The following is a 14494-nucleotide window of genomic DNA, read 5'->3' on the forward strand; positions in this document are numbered from 1 at the left end:
GCTCCACTCGGTGAGGTCCGACCATCCTTACCACTCACGAGTTCTCATGGTGACGGCCTTCCGAGCAACGCCGCGACCGCCTCGCGCGCCTGGCGGGCGGGCACCGGGTCACCGCTGATTCCGGCCGTCACGATGGCCCCCTCGGCGAGCAGGTAGACCGGTTCGGTCACCGGCAGTCCCGTTGCCCGCACCCAGGTGTCGATCTGGTCGTGGAACGCTTTTTTGTGCGCCCGCACCTCGGCCAGCACCGCCTCGGACGACGCGCCGAGTTCACCGTGGGCGTTGATCCAGGCGCAGCCGCGGAAACCCGGTTCGGCGAACCACTCGGCAAGCCAGTCGAAGACCGAAAGCACCCGCTCACGGGGATCCGCGACCCGGTCCACGTGGGCGGCCAGGCTGCCCCGCCAGCGCTGATCACGACGTTCGAGCATCGCCACCACGAGGTCTTCCTTGGCTTCGAAGAACCGGTAGATCCGCTTGAGCGAGAGGCCGGACGCCGCGCGGACCTGGTCCATCCCGACCGCCTGGATGCCGTTCTCGTAGAAGAGTCGCTCAGCGGCGTCGAGCAGCGTTTCGCGATCGACGCGGTTCTGCTCATCGGTGACGGCGGCCGGCATCAGGTCTCCTTGACGTCGAGAACGTGCGTTCCCTATCGTAGGCGCCAGACGTGGAGAACGCACGTTCTCAACCTGAGGAGGTTCGACATGACGGAAGATCGCCCGCCCTATCCGCCGTTCACCCGCGAGACGGCACTGCGGAAGGTCCAAGCCGCGGAGGACGCCTGGAACACCCGGGATCCGCACAAGGTGGCGTCGGCGTACACGCCGGACTCGGTGTGGCGGAACCGGGAGACCTTCGTCCGAGGCCGCGAGGAGATCGTCACGTTCCTGACCGGGAAATGGGAGCGGGAACTCGATTACGCGCTGCGCAAGAACCTTTGGGCGTTCACCGAGAGCCGGATCGCCGTCCGATTCCAGTACGAATGGCACGACGGGGCCGGTCGGTCGTGGCGCAGTCACGGCAACGAATTGTGGGAGTTCGACGAGCACGGTCTCATGAGCCGCCGGGAGGCGAGCATCAACGACGTCGCGATCTCCGAGACCGAGCGGCGCATCCACGGCCCGCGCCCGAAGGAGGAACACGGCGCCGACTTCCCGCTTCGGTGAAGCCGCCGCGATCAGTCCACGATCGCGGAGATCTCCCACAAGCCCAAGGACTTGTCGGCGTAGGCGCCGTCCTCCTCGGTGCATCCCTCGACCAGCACGGCAAGCGGCTCCGGGAACCCGAACGGCTCCCGGCACAGATTCAACGGCCGCCAGTCGCCGGTCACGATGTCGGTGTTGGTCCGCAATTCGGTGAAAGTCGTGGTCAGCAGATACCGGGAACCGCTCCGCCGCAGGTTGCGCAGGGCTCGCCGGATATCGGCGAAACTCAGATGGACCAGGCAATCCCGGCACAGCACGAGATCGGCCGACGGCAGCGGATCACCGGTCAGATCGAGCACCCGGAACTCGTGGACCGGGTCGTCCCGGAACCGTTCGGCGTTCATCTCGACCAGATCGGGCACGATGTCGGCACCGATGTACCGGTCGAGTTCAAGGCCCACGCCACTGAGCCAGCCGTAGTCCCCGCACGGCAGGTCGAGCAGGGTGCGCACCCCGAAACGATCGAGGAGATCCGGTAACCGGTCGCTCAATTCCCGCGTCTGAACCGACTCCGAGCCGGGCCCGGAGACCGAGGAGGAGCTCCACAACCGGGAACGGAAGATGTAGGTGAAACGATCCTGGGTCCCCATGCTTTCCAGCTCTTCGGCGACCCGCCGGAAGTTGCGCTGCGCCGTGGTGATCGGTCGTTCGTCCACTCCGGCATCGTAACCTCGCGAGTGACGGAGGACCGGGCGACGAAATCCCCGGCCGCGTCGTGTCGTCCATCCAAACACGGGATTCACGAGGGGCAGTGCGATGACCGATGGGGTTTTCGAACGCGACCGGCTACTGAAGTCGAACGCCGGCGCGTTGGCCAGGACGGCGCTTGCGAACGTCGTGCGCGAATATCCGCACCACGAGAGTCACTGGCATGTCGAAGGCGTGCCCATCCTGTCCCCTCGGCTGTCGCACCCGTGCTTCTACGGCAGTTTCGATTGGCATTCCTGCGTGGAGATGTTCTGGGTGCTCGTGCGTTCACTGCGCCATCACGCCGAACTCGTGCCCGCCGAGGAGATCCGCGGCCTTCTCGGCGAGCACTTGACCGTCGAGAGACTCGCGGGCGAGGCCGCTTACTTCGTGCCCGAAGAACACCGCAACACCCAACGCCCGTACGGCTGGTCGGCGTTGCTGGAACTCACCTTCGAAACCGCCACCTGGGACGACCCGGACGCCGCACGCTGGTCAGTGGGGCTGCGGGAATTGAGCTCGGTCTTCGTGAACCGCTACCTCGACTGGCTTCCGCAGGCCACCTACCCGATCCGGTACGGGGTGCATGACAACGGCGCGTTCGGGTTGTCCCGCGCTCTGCCGTACGCGAGATACCTCGCCGATCATGGCGACCCGCGACTGCACGGCCTCATCACCGAGACCGCATGGCGGTGGTTCGGGTCCGACCGCGATTACCCCGGTTCCTGGGAACCGTCCGGGGGCGACTTCCTGTCCCCCGCGCTCGCCGAAGCCGAGCTCATGTCCCGTCTGATGCCCGCGACCGACTTCGCCGATTGGCTGGACGGTTTCCTGCCGGGCATCGCGGAACGGAAACCCGCGACCCTTTTCGCCCCGGCGACCGTGACGGACACCTCCGACGGCCAGCTCGCCCATCTGCACGGTCTCAACCTGCATCGGGCGTGGTGCTGGTACCGCATCGCGGAGGCCCTCCCCGGCGTCGACGACCGGATCCCCGCCGCACTCGAAGCCACGCACGCCCATACCCACGCTTCCCTCGCGCAGACGACGGGCGGGGCTTACATGGTCGAACACTTTCTTGCCTACTACGCGCTCCTTCTGCTCAGCTGAGCCGACGTCCACCGCGAGCGGAGTGCTCGGAGTGCGGCCACCCGTTCAGAGCAGTCACTCGCTGTTCGTAAGCCGAGCGGGGCGACTACGGGTGAAGAGCCGCCTGATCGGGTGAACCCAGTGTGAGCATGACTGCTCGAATCTCGTCGAGATTGGACGAAGTCCGCCCGAACCCGACAGGTGCGAGCAGCATTTCGCACACTGCGAAAACAGCTTGTTCCACCGTGCCAATGTCGGCCTCCACCTGCGGGCTTCGCTGTCACCGCAGAACCGGCGTTGACCTGGCTCGACCGGGGAAAGCAAGATCCGGGGCCGCGGAGACCTCTCGGCGGCACTGGTCCATTCGGACCCACCCACTACTTTGAGTAGTTTTCGGCGTCACCCAGACCGTTGAGCGACGCGTGCATACCGTTCAGCGCGACACACGCTGTACTACTGAACGGTCACAGTCTGCTTTCGCCAAGATGTCCTCAGCCGCACCGGTCAAGAACCGGTAACGCACGCGTGGCCCCCTGCTGTCACAGGAGGCCACGCGGATGTCCCTTCGCCCGCTCGCTAGAACAAGGACAGGACGGTCGTGACCCTACAGCCTGACAACACGAAGACACCAGACAACGAACCGCCCCAACGGGTCAAAGTCGTCATCGAACACGCTGAGAAGCCGCCTCGGCGAGTGGCGACGTCCGCGGAAATGATCCGTGCGGCGCGGCCGCTGCTGAGGACACCGGGACGCCATCGCAAAGAGCAGACGCGCGACAGCTGGCTCTGCCTGGCGATGGCGGTCCTCGCCGGCTGGGCACCGACCCTGCGGATGTGCCTCCTGCTGATGATCGGCGGCGGAGTCGTCGTCGGCGTCGTCAGGATCAGCACTCCGCAAATCGGGGTGTCGGCAGGGACCACCGTCGGTCTCCTGACCCTCCTCGGCGCTTGGATCGTCAAATCCCGGCAAGGAAAACAGCGACGAGAGCCGAGTCTGTAGCCGAAGCGTGCCCCGTGCCCGCCACCTCGCGGGCACGGGGCACGGCGATGTCGGAAAATCTCCCCGCCCATGCGGTGACTTCCGGTTGAATGATCGCGAAGTCCCGACATGTGAGGAGATCTCGTGCGGAGAGCTAGAAGACTGGGGGCCCTGGCCGTTTCGGTGCTGGCAACGGCCACGGCACTGGGCAGCCCGGCGGCGGCCGACACCGTGCAGTCGTTCCACACCTCGCTCGACCCCGCTTCGGTGCGGGAGTCGATGCGCTATCTGGTCGAGAACTACGGAGTGAGCGAGCAGGAGGCGCTGCGGCGCCTGGAATTGCAGCACGACAGCCTCAAGCTGGACGAGCTGCTGCGCCGCGACCGCGGCGCCGAATACGGCGGCATGTGGCTCGACCAGGACAAGGGGCAGCTGGTCGTGGCGATGACCAAGCCCTCGGCGGCCGAGCCGTATCTGAAGGCCATGCCTGCCCGTTCCGCCGTTCGCACGCAACAGGTCCAGCACTCGTTGCAGCAGCTCACGGCGGCGAAAGAACGTGTCGCGGCCAAGGTCGGTGCCGGACCGGAAGCAGTCTACCTGCCTTCGGTGAGCGAGGCCGAAAACCGGGTCGTGCTTTGGGAACGCGAGTGGGTGGCGCAGGAGAAGGCGGCCATGCGCACCGCGGCCTCCGCCGAGACGAACGCCGCCGGGCAGGCCGCGGCCGCGGAATCGGGCATGGTCGTCTCCCGTGTGCTGAAGAACCCGAACGCGCTGTCCACGGCGAACGTGGATCTGGGTTTCTGTCATCCGCTCTACTGCACGAACTACGGGCCGATGCATGGCGGCATCCGGCTGGACATGAAGCGCGACAACGGCACCTGGGGCGGTTGCACCAGCGGCTTCAACCTGCGGTCCACCGGTGGCGGTTTCCCTGGCAAGGGCTGGGTGCTCACCGCGGGCCACTGCATGCGGACCAAGACCAACAACACGCCGACACAGCACAACGGCAACGACGTCCTGCAGCAGCACGGCATCGAAAAGAGCTCGTATCCGTACGACTACGCGGCCCTGCCGTACGTGAACGACGCGGCGGCGACGCAGTGGCTCGAAGGTCAGACCGGCCGCAACCGCGTGCTGAAGTACTGCCGCAACGGTGGCATGGACAGCAACGGTGACACCCCGTGCGGCGCGCAGGCCACTTCGGTCGACGAGTACATCACCAGTGCCCGCAAGCTCGCCGACATCAAGGCCGGGTACGTCGTCTGCGCCTCCGGGACGGCGTCGAGCGCGGTGAACTACCCCGATTCCGTCGACAGCGGCGCGGGCGCCGGCTACCTCGTCGGGACCCGATGCGGACGCGTCCTCTCCACGGACGTCGGCATCAACACCGACCTCTGCGCTCGTCCGGGCGACAGCGGCGGACCGCTGTTCAGCCAGGCCGACCACGCGGCGCTCGGCATCCTGGTCGGCAACCAGCAGTCCCGGTCGGGCCCCTGCCAGGCCGGGGAACTGAACAACTACGCGCCGATCGAGACGATCACCACCGATCTCAGCGAACGGATCGCCGGCCAGGGATCCACGTTCGCGGTGATCACGACTCCGAACGGCTGACCTCACAAGTAAGTGAAGGCCCCCTTCCTCGGATGAAGGGGGGCCTTCACTTACTTTCACGCGGTCAGCAAAGGACCTTCGTACCGCACCGCGCCGCCCTCGCCGTACACCCGGACGGTCAGCTCCGGCGGCTCCCAGGGGGCGAACACTTCGTCGATCGTCTGGGGCGCCGGACCCAGGTCCACGTCCACGGCGAAGGTGTGCGCCACGATCGCGGCCCGGACGACGTCACCGTCCGCGTCGGTCACCTCCAGTCGAGTCACCTCGCTGTCGATCCCTCCGAGCACGCCCGGCCGGCTGCTCCACACCGCGAACCCGCGCTCGCCGGTGTCGATCCCGTATCCGGTGCTCATGATGTTGAACAGCGTCCGCTCTCCCTCCCGGAAGACGCATTCCGCCTCGACACCCGAATCGTGGTAGGCCAGCATCCGCCCGTCCGCGGTGCTCGTCCCGATCCGGGCCCCGGTGTGCCACCCCGCGTGTGACACCGCCTCTGTCGATCCCGCGATCTCCGCGGATCGGTAGAGTTCACAGAGGGCTTTCAGCTCCGCTATCCATCGCGTGGTCTCTTCATCACTTGCTGGGGCCACTACGCGTGTGCCCTCCTCTCCGACTGTCCACAATGGTCAACCTCGAGGCTGACACACCCCGCTGTCGATCACATCGGGGTTCTCCCGGAGATCGGCCCGGCCCACTGCACGGTTCGGTGCAACCGGCTCCGGTTAGGCCGAGCGGAGCAATCTCGCGGATACCTCGTCATGGGTGTTCCGGTCGTCCGTCGGAGTGTCGTGACACTCCGACGCGAAGAGGTACGGCCGATGGCCGCGCAGCACACGATCACGGACGAGATCGGCGAAATCGGTGTCTGGCTGATGGGCGAGTTCGGGGGCCGGGTGCCCTCGGCCGTGATCAGCCGGGTGCTCAACGCGAGCAAGCGCGACCTCGAAGGCCGCATCGACCCCGAAGAGCTGGGCGAGATGTTCTACGCCCTCTGCCGGTTCCGCCTTCAGCGGATCGTGGACGCGGACGACCGGATCACCGTCAGGATCCCCGACGCCCGTCTTTCGTGATGGTCTTGAGTTCCACGTACTGGGCAAGGCCCGCGGCACCGTATTCGCGGCCGATTCCGCTGGCCTTGTAGCCGCCGAAGGGGCCATCGAAGCCGATCGGCGCACCGTTGACGGTGACGGTCCCGGTGCGCATTCGCCGGGCGACGGCAAGGGCGCGTTCCTCGTCCGCGGACCAGACGCCGCCGGAGAGCCCGTACTCGGAATCGTTGGCGATGCGGACCGCGTCGTCTTCGTCGTCGTACGGGATGACGACCAGCACCGGCCCGAAGATCTCCTCCTTGGCGATGCGCATCGTGCTGTCGACGTCGGCGAACAACGTCGGCGTGACGTAGTTGCCCTTGTCCAGGCCTGCCGGGATTTCGCGTCCTCCGGTGACCAGCCGCGCGCCCTCGGCGACACCGATCTCCATGTAGTCGCGCACCCGTTGCCGCTGGCCAGGCCGCACCATCGGGCCGATGAAGGTCTTCTCGTCGGCGGGGTCGCCCACTACGAGCGAGTCCATCATCTCCTTGAGCCCCGCGACGACCTCGTCATACCGGTCACGCGGCGCGAGGATCCGCGTCTGCGCGATGCACGCCTCGCCGTTGTTGAGGAGGGACCCGAACTTCAGCCCGGCGATCACGTCCTCGAGGACGGCGTCGGGCAGGATCACGGCCGCGGATTTGCCGCCCAACTCCAGGCTCACCCGCTTCAGCCGCTCCCCCGCCAGTGCCGCGATCCGGCGGCCGGCCGCGGTCGAGCCCGTGAACGCGATCTTGTCGACGCCGGGGTGCTTCACCAGGTACTCGCTGGTCTCCCGGTCCGCGGGCAGAACGCTGATCACCCCGGTCGGCAGCTCGGCCTCCGCCAGCAGGTCCGCGAGCAGGCTCATGCTGAGCGAGTTCTCCGGCGAGACCTTCAGGACGACCGTGTTCCCCGCGAGAAGCGCCGGGACGATCTTCGCCATCGACGCGGAGAACGGCGAGTTCCACGGGATGATCGCGGCGACCACCCCGATCGGTTCCCGGCGCACGATCGACCGGAACGGCGAGGAGGGGTCCGAGGGCGTGAGCGTTTCCTCCCATCCGAAATCCTCGGCCACCTTCAGATACGAATCGGTCATCCGCCCCACTCCGGGTTGCCCGGCCCGCGTGAACCAGAGAGCCGAACCGTTCTCCGCGGAGATCAGCTTCGCGACCTCGTCCGCGCGGGCTTCCCGCAAAGCGTTCAACCGCCGCAGAACCGCGATCCGCTCCTCCGGCGGCGTCCGCGGCCATGGACCTTCGTCGAAGGCGGCCCTGGCCGCGGCGACGGCACGGTCGACGTCGGCGGGAAGGGCTTGGACGACGCGCCCGAGCACCGACTGGTCGTGCGGGGACACGATGTCCAGTCGCGTCGGCCTACTCGGCGTCGTCCACTCGCCCCCGATGAACAGTCTGTCGTTCGTGATCACCGTTCCACCTCTCTAACTGTCACATCAACGTAGCACTTACTTCGATTAACGACACAACCGCGTGATACATTCCCGGCATGAGAGCTGATGCGGCGCGCAATCTCGAAGCCGTCCTGACCACGGGCGCGTGGATGCTGGCTCAGGACCCCTCGGCCAGCATCAGCGCGATCGCGGCCGAAGCCGGCGTCGACAGGCGCACCGTCTACCGGCGCTTCGCGTCCCGCGAGGAGCTCTTGGCCGCCATCTACGACTCCCGGCTGGCCGCGGTCGAAGAGGTCGTCGACGCTGCTCGGTTCACCGAGACGGCGGTTCCCGTGGCCTTGCACCGCTACGTCGAAGGCATCATCGAAGTCAATCGCCGATGGCCGGTCGAACTGACCCGGATGCGCGCCGAACCCTCCATCCAGGACCGCCGGAACCGGCTTTCCGCGGAGGTGGAAACGTTCCTCCGACGGGCCACCGACGAGGGATTCCTCCGCTCGGACATTCCGGATGGCTGGGCGGGCCGCCTGCTGGTCCAGCTCCTCCACCTGGCGTCGCGGGAAGACATGGACGCTCCGCGCGCGGCGGACCTGCTCGTCGAGACCTTCCTCGACGGAGTCGGTGTCCGCTAAGAACTTCGTCACCCCGCGACCCCTATGGAAGGGCGACGTCACGCAGAGTGTGCGAAGGTGACCTCATGGCCGCTTCGCGCAGACGATTCCCCGTGTCCTGGACCACCGTCATGCCGGTTCTCGCCATAGTCGTGCTGGCGCTGAGCTGGGGCCGTGACCTGGGCCCGGTGCCCGTGGTGATCGTCGCGCTCGCGCTCGGCGGGACGGTGCTGGCCGCGGTGCACCACGCCGAGGTGGTCGCCCACCGTGTCGGGGAGCCCTTCGGCTCGCTCGTGCTGGCGATCGCGGTCACGGTCATCGAGGTCGCGCTGATCGTGACGATGATGTCCTCCGGCGGCCCCGAGGCCGGGACCCTCGCCCGCGACACCGTGTTCGCCGCGGTGATGATCACGATGAACGGCATCGCCGGCATCTCGCTCATGGTCGGCGCCCGCCGTTACGGCGAGACGCACTTCAATCCCGAAGGCAGTGGCGGCGCGCTCGCCACCGTGGCGACCCTCGCCTCCGTCACCCTCGTGCTGCCCACGTTCACCACGAGCACGCCCGGCCCGGCCTTCAACGGCACGCAGCTCACCTTCGCCGCGGTCGCGTCGCTGCTGCTCTACGGACTCTTCGTGCTCACGCAGACCGTGCGCCACCGCGACTTCTTCCTGCCGGTCGACAGCGATGGCGCCGTAAAGGAAGAGGAGCACGCCGAACCGCCGACCGACAAGGCGGCCCTGACCAGCCTGGGGCTCCTGCTGGTCGCGCTCGTCGCCGTCGTCGGACTGGCCAAGGTCGAATCGCCCGCGATCGAAGCGGGGGTCCGCGCCGCGGGCTTCCCGCAGTCGTTCGTCGGCGTCGTGATCGCCATGCTGGTACTGCTGCCCGAGACGCTGGCCGCGACCCGGGCCGCGCGGCGCGACCGGATGCAGACCAGCCTGAACCTCGCCTACGGTTCGGCGATCGCGAGCATCGGCCTCACCATCCCGACCATCGCGCTGGCGTCGCTCTGGCTGGACGGGCCGCTGATGCTGGGCCTCGGCGCCACGCATATCGTGCTGCTGGCACTGACGATCGCCGTCAGCGTGCTCACCGTCGTCCCCGGCCGGGCGACCCGGCTGCAGGGCGGGGTGCACCTGGTCCTGCTGGCCGCGTTCCTGGTGCTGGCCATCAACCCGTGACACGAGTCCTCTTCGGACGGTGTTCTGTCGGTGGTCCCGGGTAATCTCTGCCCCGTGAACGCTCGGGACCGCATCCAAGAACTCGCCGATCAGATCGTCGTCCTTCGCGACGCCTACTACCGGGGCTCGCCGAAGGTCGCCGACGCCGACTACGACGCGATCGAAGACGAATTGCGCGGGCTCATCGAGGCGAACCCCGAGCTCGCCCCCGATCCGAACCCGCTCGATCAAGTCGGCGCGCCCGCCATCCTGCACGCTCCCATCCGGCACTCGCGTCCGATGTTGTCGCTGGAGAAGGCGACCAAGCCCGAGCAGGTCGCGGCGTTCTTCACCCGGTTCCCCGGGCAGCCGGTGGTCGTCATGCCGAAGCTCGACGGCCTGTCGCTGGCGCTGGTCTACGAGAACGGGCGGCTGGCCAGGGCGGTCACCCGCGGCGACGGGACCACGGGCGACGACGTGACGATGCTGGTCCGGGCGCTGACCGACGGCGTCCCGGACAAGGTCGACGCGCCCGGCCGGGTCGAGGTCCGCGGTGAAGCGGTCATGCTGCGCTCCACTTTCGCCGCCTACAACAAAGTTCACCCGGACAAGCCGCTGATCAACCCGCGCAACGCCGCCGCGGGCACGCTGCGTGCCAAGGATCCCGCAACGGTCGCCGAACGGCGTCTCCAGTTCTTCGCCTTCGATCTCTCCACGGAGCCCGAGAGCGCGGAAACCGATCTCGACGGCGCGCTCCGGACACTCGGGTTCGCCGCCGCCGACATGCGCCACTGCGAGGACGCCGAGGCGGCGCAGGCGGTCATCACGACGATCGAGCAGCAGCGCAACGAACTCGACTACGACCTCGACGGTGCGGTGCTGCGCCTGGCGGATCGCGACGCGTACGCCGCCGCCGGGACCAGGTCCAGCTCACCGCGCGGCGCACTGGCGTTCAAGTTCGCCGCCGAGGAAAAGACCACCGTGCTCGCCGATGTCGTCTGGGACGTCGGCAAGACCGGCAAGATCGCGCCTGTCGCGTGGCTGGAACCGGTGTTCGTCGGCGGGACCACCGTCACCAGGGCGACCCTGGCCAACCAAGAGGTCATCAAGGCTCGCGGCATCAAGATCGGCGACACCGTGCTGGTGCGCCGTGCGGGCGACGTGATCCCCTTCGTGGCGGGCGTTCTCGACGCGGCCAAACGCACCGGCGAGGAACGGGAGATCGTGCCGCCTTCGGTGTGCCCGTCGTGCGAAGAACCGTTGACCGAACAGGGCAACAGCCGGGAACTGTTCTGCACCAACGTCGCCTGCCCCGCCCAGACCGTCCGCCGGTTGATCCACTGGGCGTCTCGCGCGGCCGCGGACATCGACGCGATCGGCGGGGTCTGGATCGAGCGGCTCGCCGAGGCCGGAATCCTCGAACACCCGTCGGACTTCTACCGGCTCACCAAGGAGAAGCTGCTGGAGTTCGACCGCATCGGCGAAGTCTCCGCCACGCGCATGATCGAGTCGATCGACGCGAGCCGGGCCGTCGGCCTGCGCCGGGCGCTGATCGGGCTCGCGATCCCGATGGCCTCCGAGGGCACCGCCGCGCGGCTGTGCCGGGCAGGGTTCGGTTCGCTGGAAGCCGTCGCGGACGCCGGCGAGGAGGGTCTCGTCGCCGTGGAGGACATCGGCCCGAAGGTCGCCGCGTCCCTGATCGAGCATCTCACCCGGCTGCGTCCCGAGCTCGAGCGCCTGCGGGAAGCCGGAGTCTCACTGGACGTACGCGAGGAAGACCTCCCGCCGGTCGTCGCGGCCGGTGCGCCGCTGGAAGGCAAGACGGTGGTGGTCACCGGCTCGATCAGCGACCCCCGCTCCGGTGAGAAGGTACCGCGCCCGACCTTCCAGCGGCTGTGCGAAAAGGCGGGGGCGACCATCGCGTCCTCGGTTTCGGCGAACACGGACATGCTGATCACCGGCGCAGACGTCGGGGCGAGCAAACTCACCAAGGCCGAGAAACTCGAAGTCGAGGTCGTGGACCAAGGCGTGATCTGGCAGCAGCTGATCGGAGCCGGTGTCGTTTAGTGACGGGGTCGCGGGGGTCGTGAGTGATAAGTGTCGTTAGAACGCTCCTTACCACTCACGACCAACAGCACCGTCTCAAGCGGGAAAGCTCGCTTCGGGCTTGTTCAGCGCAGGTTCAGCAGCAGCCGGGACGGCCGCTTGAAGGCGCTGTCGGTCCACTCGACCTCGTCCGGGTCTTCGGCGAGCGAGAGCCTCGGATGCCGGTCGACGAAGGCGGCGATCAATTCCTGCATCTCCATCCGCGCCAGATTCGCGCCGAGGCAGAAGTGCACACCGCGGCCGAAGGTCAGATGGGCCTTCTCGTCCCGGTCGAGCCGTAGCTCTCGCGGGGCGTCGTAGATCGACGGGTCGTAGTTCGGCCCGACGAAGGACGCGACGACCGCTTCGCCCTTGCGGATCGTCCCGGACGCCAGCTCGACGTCCTCCAACGCGACCCGGAGCGGAGCGCCGTCCCCCGGTACCTCGACGCGCAGCAGCTCTTCGACCGCGCCGGGGATCAGACCGGGCTCGGCGACCAGACGGTCGTAATGCTCACGCGGGGCCAACAGGCGCAGGAACGCACGGGAGAGCACCGATCCGGTCGTCTCGTGTCCGGCGAGGAACATCCCGATCGTGTTGCGCACCAGCTCGTCGTCGGTGAGCCGGTCACCTTCGTAGCGCGCTTGGATCATCGTCTGGAGCACGCCGTCGCCCGGCAGGTGGCGGACCTGTTCGATCAGTTCGACGCAGTACGCCGCGAACTCCATCAGCGCCGCGGTCTGCTCTTCGATCCCGAGCCCGCCGGAAGGGAGCAGGAGATCCGACCAGTGCCGGATCCGCTCGGCGTCGATCCCCGGTACCCCCATCACCTCGCTGATCACCTCGACGGCGAACGGGAACGCGATCGTGCTCACCACGTCGACGACGGGACCTTCGAGTCCGTCGATCATCTTGTTGGCCATGGTGCGCACCCTGGGCCGCCACTCCTCCACCTTGCGCGGGGTCAGGGTCCCCGCCAGCAGACGGCGCAGCCGCGTGTGGCGGGGCGGGTCCATGTTCATGATGATGTCGGGGTCGACGGTGAAATCGAGACCGTCGGCCTGCCTCGGCGCCCCCTCGTACGTGAGGTTCCGGCTGAATCGCTGATCGCTGAGCACCTTGACGACGTCGTCGTACCGGACCGCGAGCCTGGCGACGTCACCGCTCTGCAGCCGTACGTTGCCGAGCGGGCATTCCCGCAGACGGCGTTCGTAGTCGTCGACAGGACGGCCGCGCGGGCCCAAGGGGAACGGGAAACTGTCGAGTTCTTCAGCCATGGTCTTCCATCCTCACCGTGGGTTCCGGTGCCGCGGCCTTCGCGGATGCCGGTTCTTGCCGATACAGAACGAGCCGCGGTCTGCGCCGAATGGAGAACCGCCGCATGACGGGCTGCTCCACGCCCGCGTGGAGTAGCCACGCCAAAGCGAGTGTCACGCCGAACAGCAGGGCGGCCACTCCCAGTGCCGCCGGAGTGCCCCACTGGTCCCCGAGCCAGCGCACGCCGAAGGTGAGCACCAGCCAATGCACCATGTAGAAGGCGAAGGAGACTTCGCCGAGCCACACCATCCGGCGGCCGGCCAAGAAGGTTCGCCGTCCTTCACGGTCGGCCACCGCGCCCGCCGCGATGAGCAGGCCGAGGGGAACCACCGTGACCGCCGTCAGCTTGTAAGTCATCGGGAACAGCGGCGCCACCGCGTAGGCGGCCAGCGAAAGGACCGCGGCCCAGCCGAGCCCCAGCGGCAGGCGGCGCCCCTCCAGCACAACACGGGCCAGCAGAATGCCGAACACGAAGTCGAGCAGCCGTACCGGGGCGAACGCGTAGACGAACCAGAACCGCGGCACCGAGGTCTCCGCGTACCAGAGGTAGGGCTCGTTCGGCAGCGAGGTCGCGGCGAGCGGGACCAGCAGGATCATCCCGACGACCCCACCGGCCCAAAGCCACAGCCGGTCCGGCCGGATCCGGCGGATGTACCGGAACAGCAAGGGAAACGACAGGTAGAACAGCACTTCGCAGGAAAGGGACCACGAGACGATGTTGAAGCCGCCGTCGACCGGCGCCCAGGCCTGCACCAGCGAGAGGTTCAGCGCCGCGGTCCCGAAGTCGAAGGTCTCGTTCGCGACGAACCCCAGCAGCAACGCCGCCGCGATGAACGTGACGACGTGGTTCGGGTAGATCTTGAAGAACCGCCGTCGCCAGAACGTCCGCGCCGTGTCCTTCTCCCGCGCGGACCAGGCCAACACGAAACCGCTGAGCACGAAGAAGAATCCGACTCCGGTGAAGCCGCCCTGGATGAACGTCGCCGTCGTGGACTGCTGGACGCCGTCGTCGGCGAACAGGTCCTCCAGGGTGAGATGGGAGAGGAAGACCATGAGCGCGGCGACGAAGCGCATCCCTGTCAGCGACGGCAGGCGCGGGGCCCGCGCGTTTCGCGCCGCCCGACGGCCCGATCCGGGGGCGGACGCGAGGGGAATGTCCATGTCCCCATCGTCAGCGGCCGCTCCTCACCTGGGCATCTCCGCCGGTGCGGACCTGATCTAGGGCGTTCGTGCGTGGTGCGAAAGGCCCCGCGCACGAGGGGG

The 14494-nt window shown here is 67.6% G+C and carries 14 protein-coding genes; 8 read left to right on the forward strand and 6 right to left on the reverse strand.

Annotated elements, in window-relative coordinates; all coding sequences use genetic code 11:
* Positions 1–44: 44 nt before the first annotated feature.
* Positions 45–617 carry a TetR/AcrR family transcriptional regulator gene (locus CVV72_RS08610; protein WP_219151870.1) on the reverse strand — a complete coding sequence of 191 codons (573 nt, stop codon included), beginning with the start codon at positions 615–617 and terminating at the stop codon, positions 45–47.
* Between the two features lie 87 nt (positions 618–704).
* Here CVV72_RS08610 and CVV72_RS08615 point away from each other — a divergent pair, with 87 nt between their 5' ends.
* Entirely contained in the window at positions 705–1166 is a 462-nt protein-coding gene (locus CVV72_RS08615; protein WP_219151871.1) for a nuclear transport factor 2 family protein, read from the forward strand.
* Between the two features lie 11 nt (positions 1167–1177).
* Here the strand turns inward: CVV72_RS08615 and CVV72_RS08620 are convergent, their stop codons facing one another.
* Positions 1178–1861: a class I SAM-dependent methyltransferase gene (locus CVV72_RS08620; protein WP_219151872.1), complete on the reverse strand. Its 684-nt coding sequence runs from the start codon at positions 1859–1861 to the stop codon at positions 1178–1180.
* 100 nt (positions 1862–1961) lie between these two features.
* Between CVV72_RS08620 and CVV72_RS08625 the strand changes: the two genes are divergently transcribed.
* The 3 genes from CVV72_RS08625 to CVV72_RS08635 all read left to right on the forward strand — a co-directional run bounded on the left by CVV72_RS08625 (position 1962) and on the right by CVV72_RS08635 (position 5571).
* Entirely contained in the window at positions 1962–3002 is a 1041-nt protein-coding gene (locus tag CVV72_RS08625; protein WP_219151873.1) for a DUF2891 domain-containing protein, read from the forward strand.
* Positions 3003–3579: 577 nt separating this feature from the next.
* Entirely contained in the window at positions 3580–3981 is a 402-nt protein-coding gene (locus CVV72_RS08630; RefSeq protein WP_255632590.1) for a hypothetical protein, read from the forward strand.
* A gap of 123 nt (positions 3982–4104) precedes the next feature.
* A complete protein-coding gene (locus CVV72_RS08635; protein WP_255632591.1) occupies positions 4105–5571 on the forward strand; it encodes a trypsin-like serine protease in 1467 nt (488 codons plus the stop codon).
* A 56-nt stretch (positions 5572–5627) separates the two neighbouring features.
* Here CVV72_RS08635 and CVV72_RS08640 read toward each other — a convergent pair whose 3' ends face one another.
* The gene (locus CVV72_RS08640) at positions 5628–6059 is read right to left on the reverse strand and encodes a hypothetical protein (protein WP_255632592.1); all 432 of its coding nucleotides are present in this window, start codon (positions 6057–6059) and stop codon (positions 5628–5630) included.
* Positions 6060–6359: 300 nt separating this feature from the next.
* On the opposite strand from CVV72_RS08640, the gene CVV72_RS08645 reads away from it, so the two are divergent.
* Positions 6360–6641 (forward strand): hypothetical protein, encoded by a 282-nt coding sequence (locus CVV72_RS08645; RefSeq protein ID WP_255632593.1) that lies wholly within the window; start codon positions 6360–6362, stop codon positions 6639–6641.
* Here the strand turns inward: CVV72_RS08645 and CVV72_RS08650 are convergent.
* The gene (locus tag CVV72_RS08650) at positions 6613–8073 is read right to left on the reverse strand and encodes an aldehyde dehydrogenase (RefSeq protein ID WP_219151877.1); all 1461 of its coding nucleotides are present in this window, start codon (positions 8071–8073) and stop codon (positions 6613–6615) included. The genes CVV72_RS08645 and CVV72_RS08650 overlap by 29 nt on opposite strands.
* Before the next feature lie 77 nt (positions 8074–8150).
* On the opposite strand from CVV72_RS08650, the gene CVV72_RS08655 reads away from it, so the two are divergent.
* The 3 genes from CVV72_RS08655 to ligA all read left to right on the forward strand — a co-directional run bounded on the left by CVV72_RS08655 (position 8151) and on the right by ligA (position 11896).
* On the forward strand, positions 8151–8687 hold the full coding sequence (locus CVV72_RS08655) for a TetR/AcrR family transcriptional regulator (RefSeq protein WP_219151880.1): 537 nt from the start codon (positions 8151–8153) through the stop codon (positions 8685–8687).
* 65 nt (positions 8688–8752) lie between these two features.
* Positions 8753–9850 (forward strand): calcium:proton antiporter, encoded by a 1098-nt coding sequence (locus CVV72_RS08660; protein WP_219151882.1) that lies wholly within the window; start codon positions 8753–8755, stop codon positions 9848–9850.
* 54 nt (positions 9851–9904) lie between these two features.
* Positions 9905–11896, forward strand: coding sequence for an NAD-dependent DNA ligase LigA (gene ligA / locus CVV72_RS08665; RefSeq protein WP_219151884.1), 1992 nt, complete (start codon positions 9905–9907; stop codon positions 11894–11896).
* A gap of 104 nt (positions 11897–12000) precedes the next feature.
* Here the strand turns inward: ligA and CVV72_RS08670 are convergent, their stop codons facing one another.
* Complete coding sequence (locus CVV72_RS08670; protein WP_219151886.1) at positions 12001–13191, reverse strand: cytochrome P450; 1191 nt, start codon at positions 13189–13191, stop codon at positions 12001–12003.
* On the reverse strand, positions 13184–14392 hold the full coding sequence (locus CVV72_RS08675; RefSeq protein ID WP_219151888.1) for an acyltransferase: 1209 nt from the start codon (positions 14390–14392) through the stop codon (positions 13184–13186). The genes CVV72_RS08670 and CVV72_RS08675 overlap by 8 nt, the downstream gene beginning before the upstream one ends.
* Between the last annotated feature and the right edge of the window lie 102 nt (positions 14393–14494).

This window comes from Amycolatopsis sp. TNS106, assembly GCF_019330265.1.
Lineage (GTDB): Bacteria > Actinomycetota > Actinomycetes > Mycobacteriales > Pseudonocardiaceae > Amycolatopsis > Amycolatopsis lurida.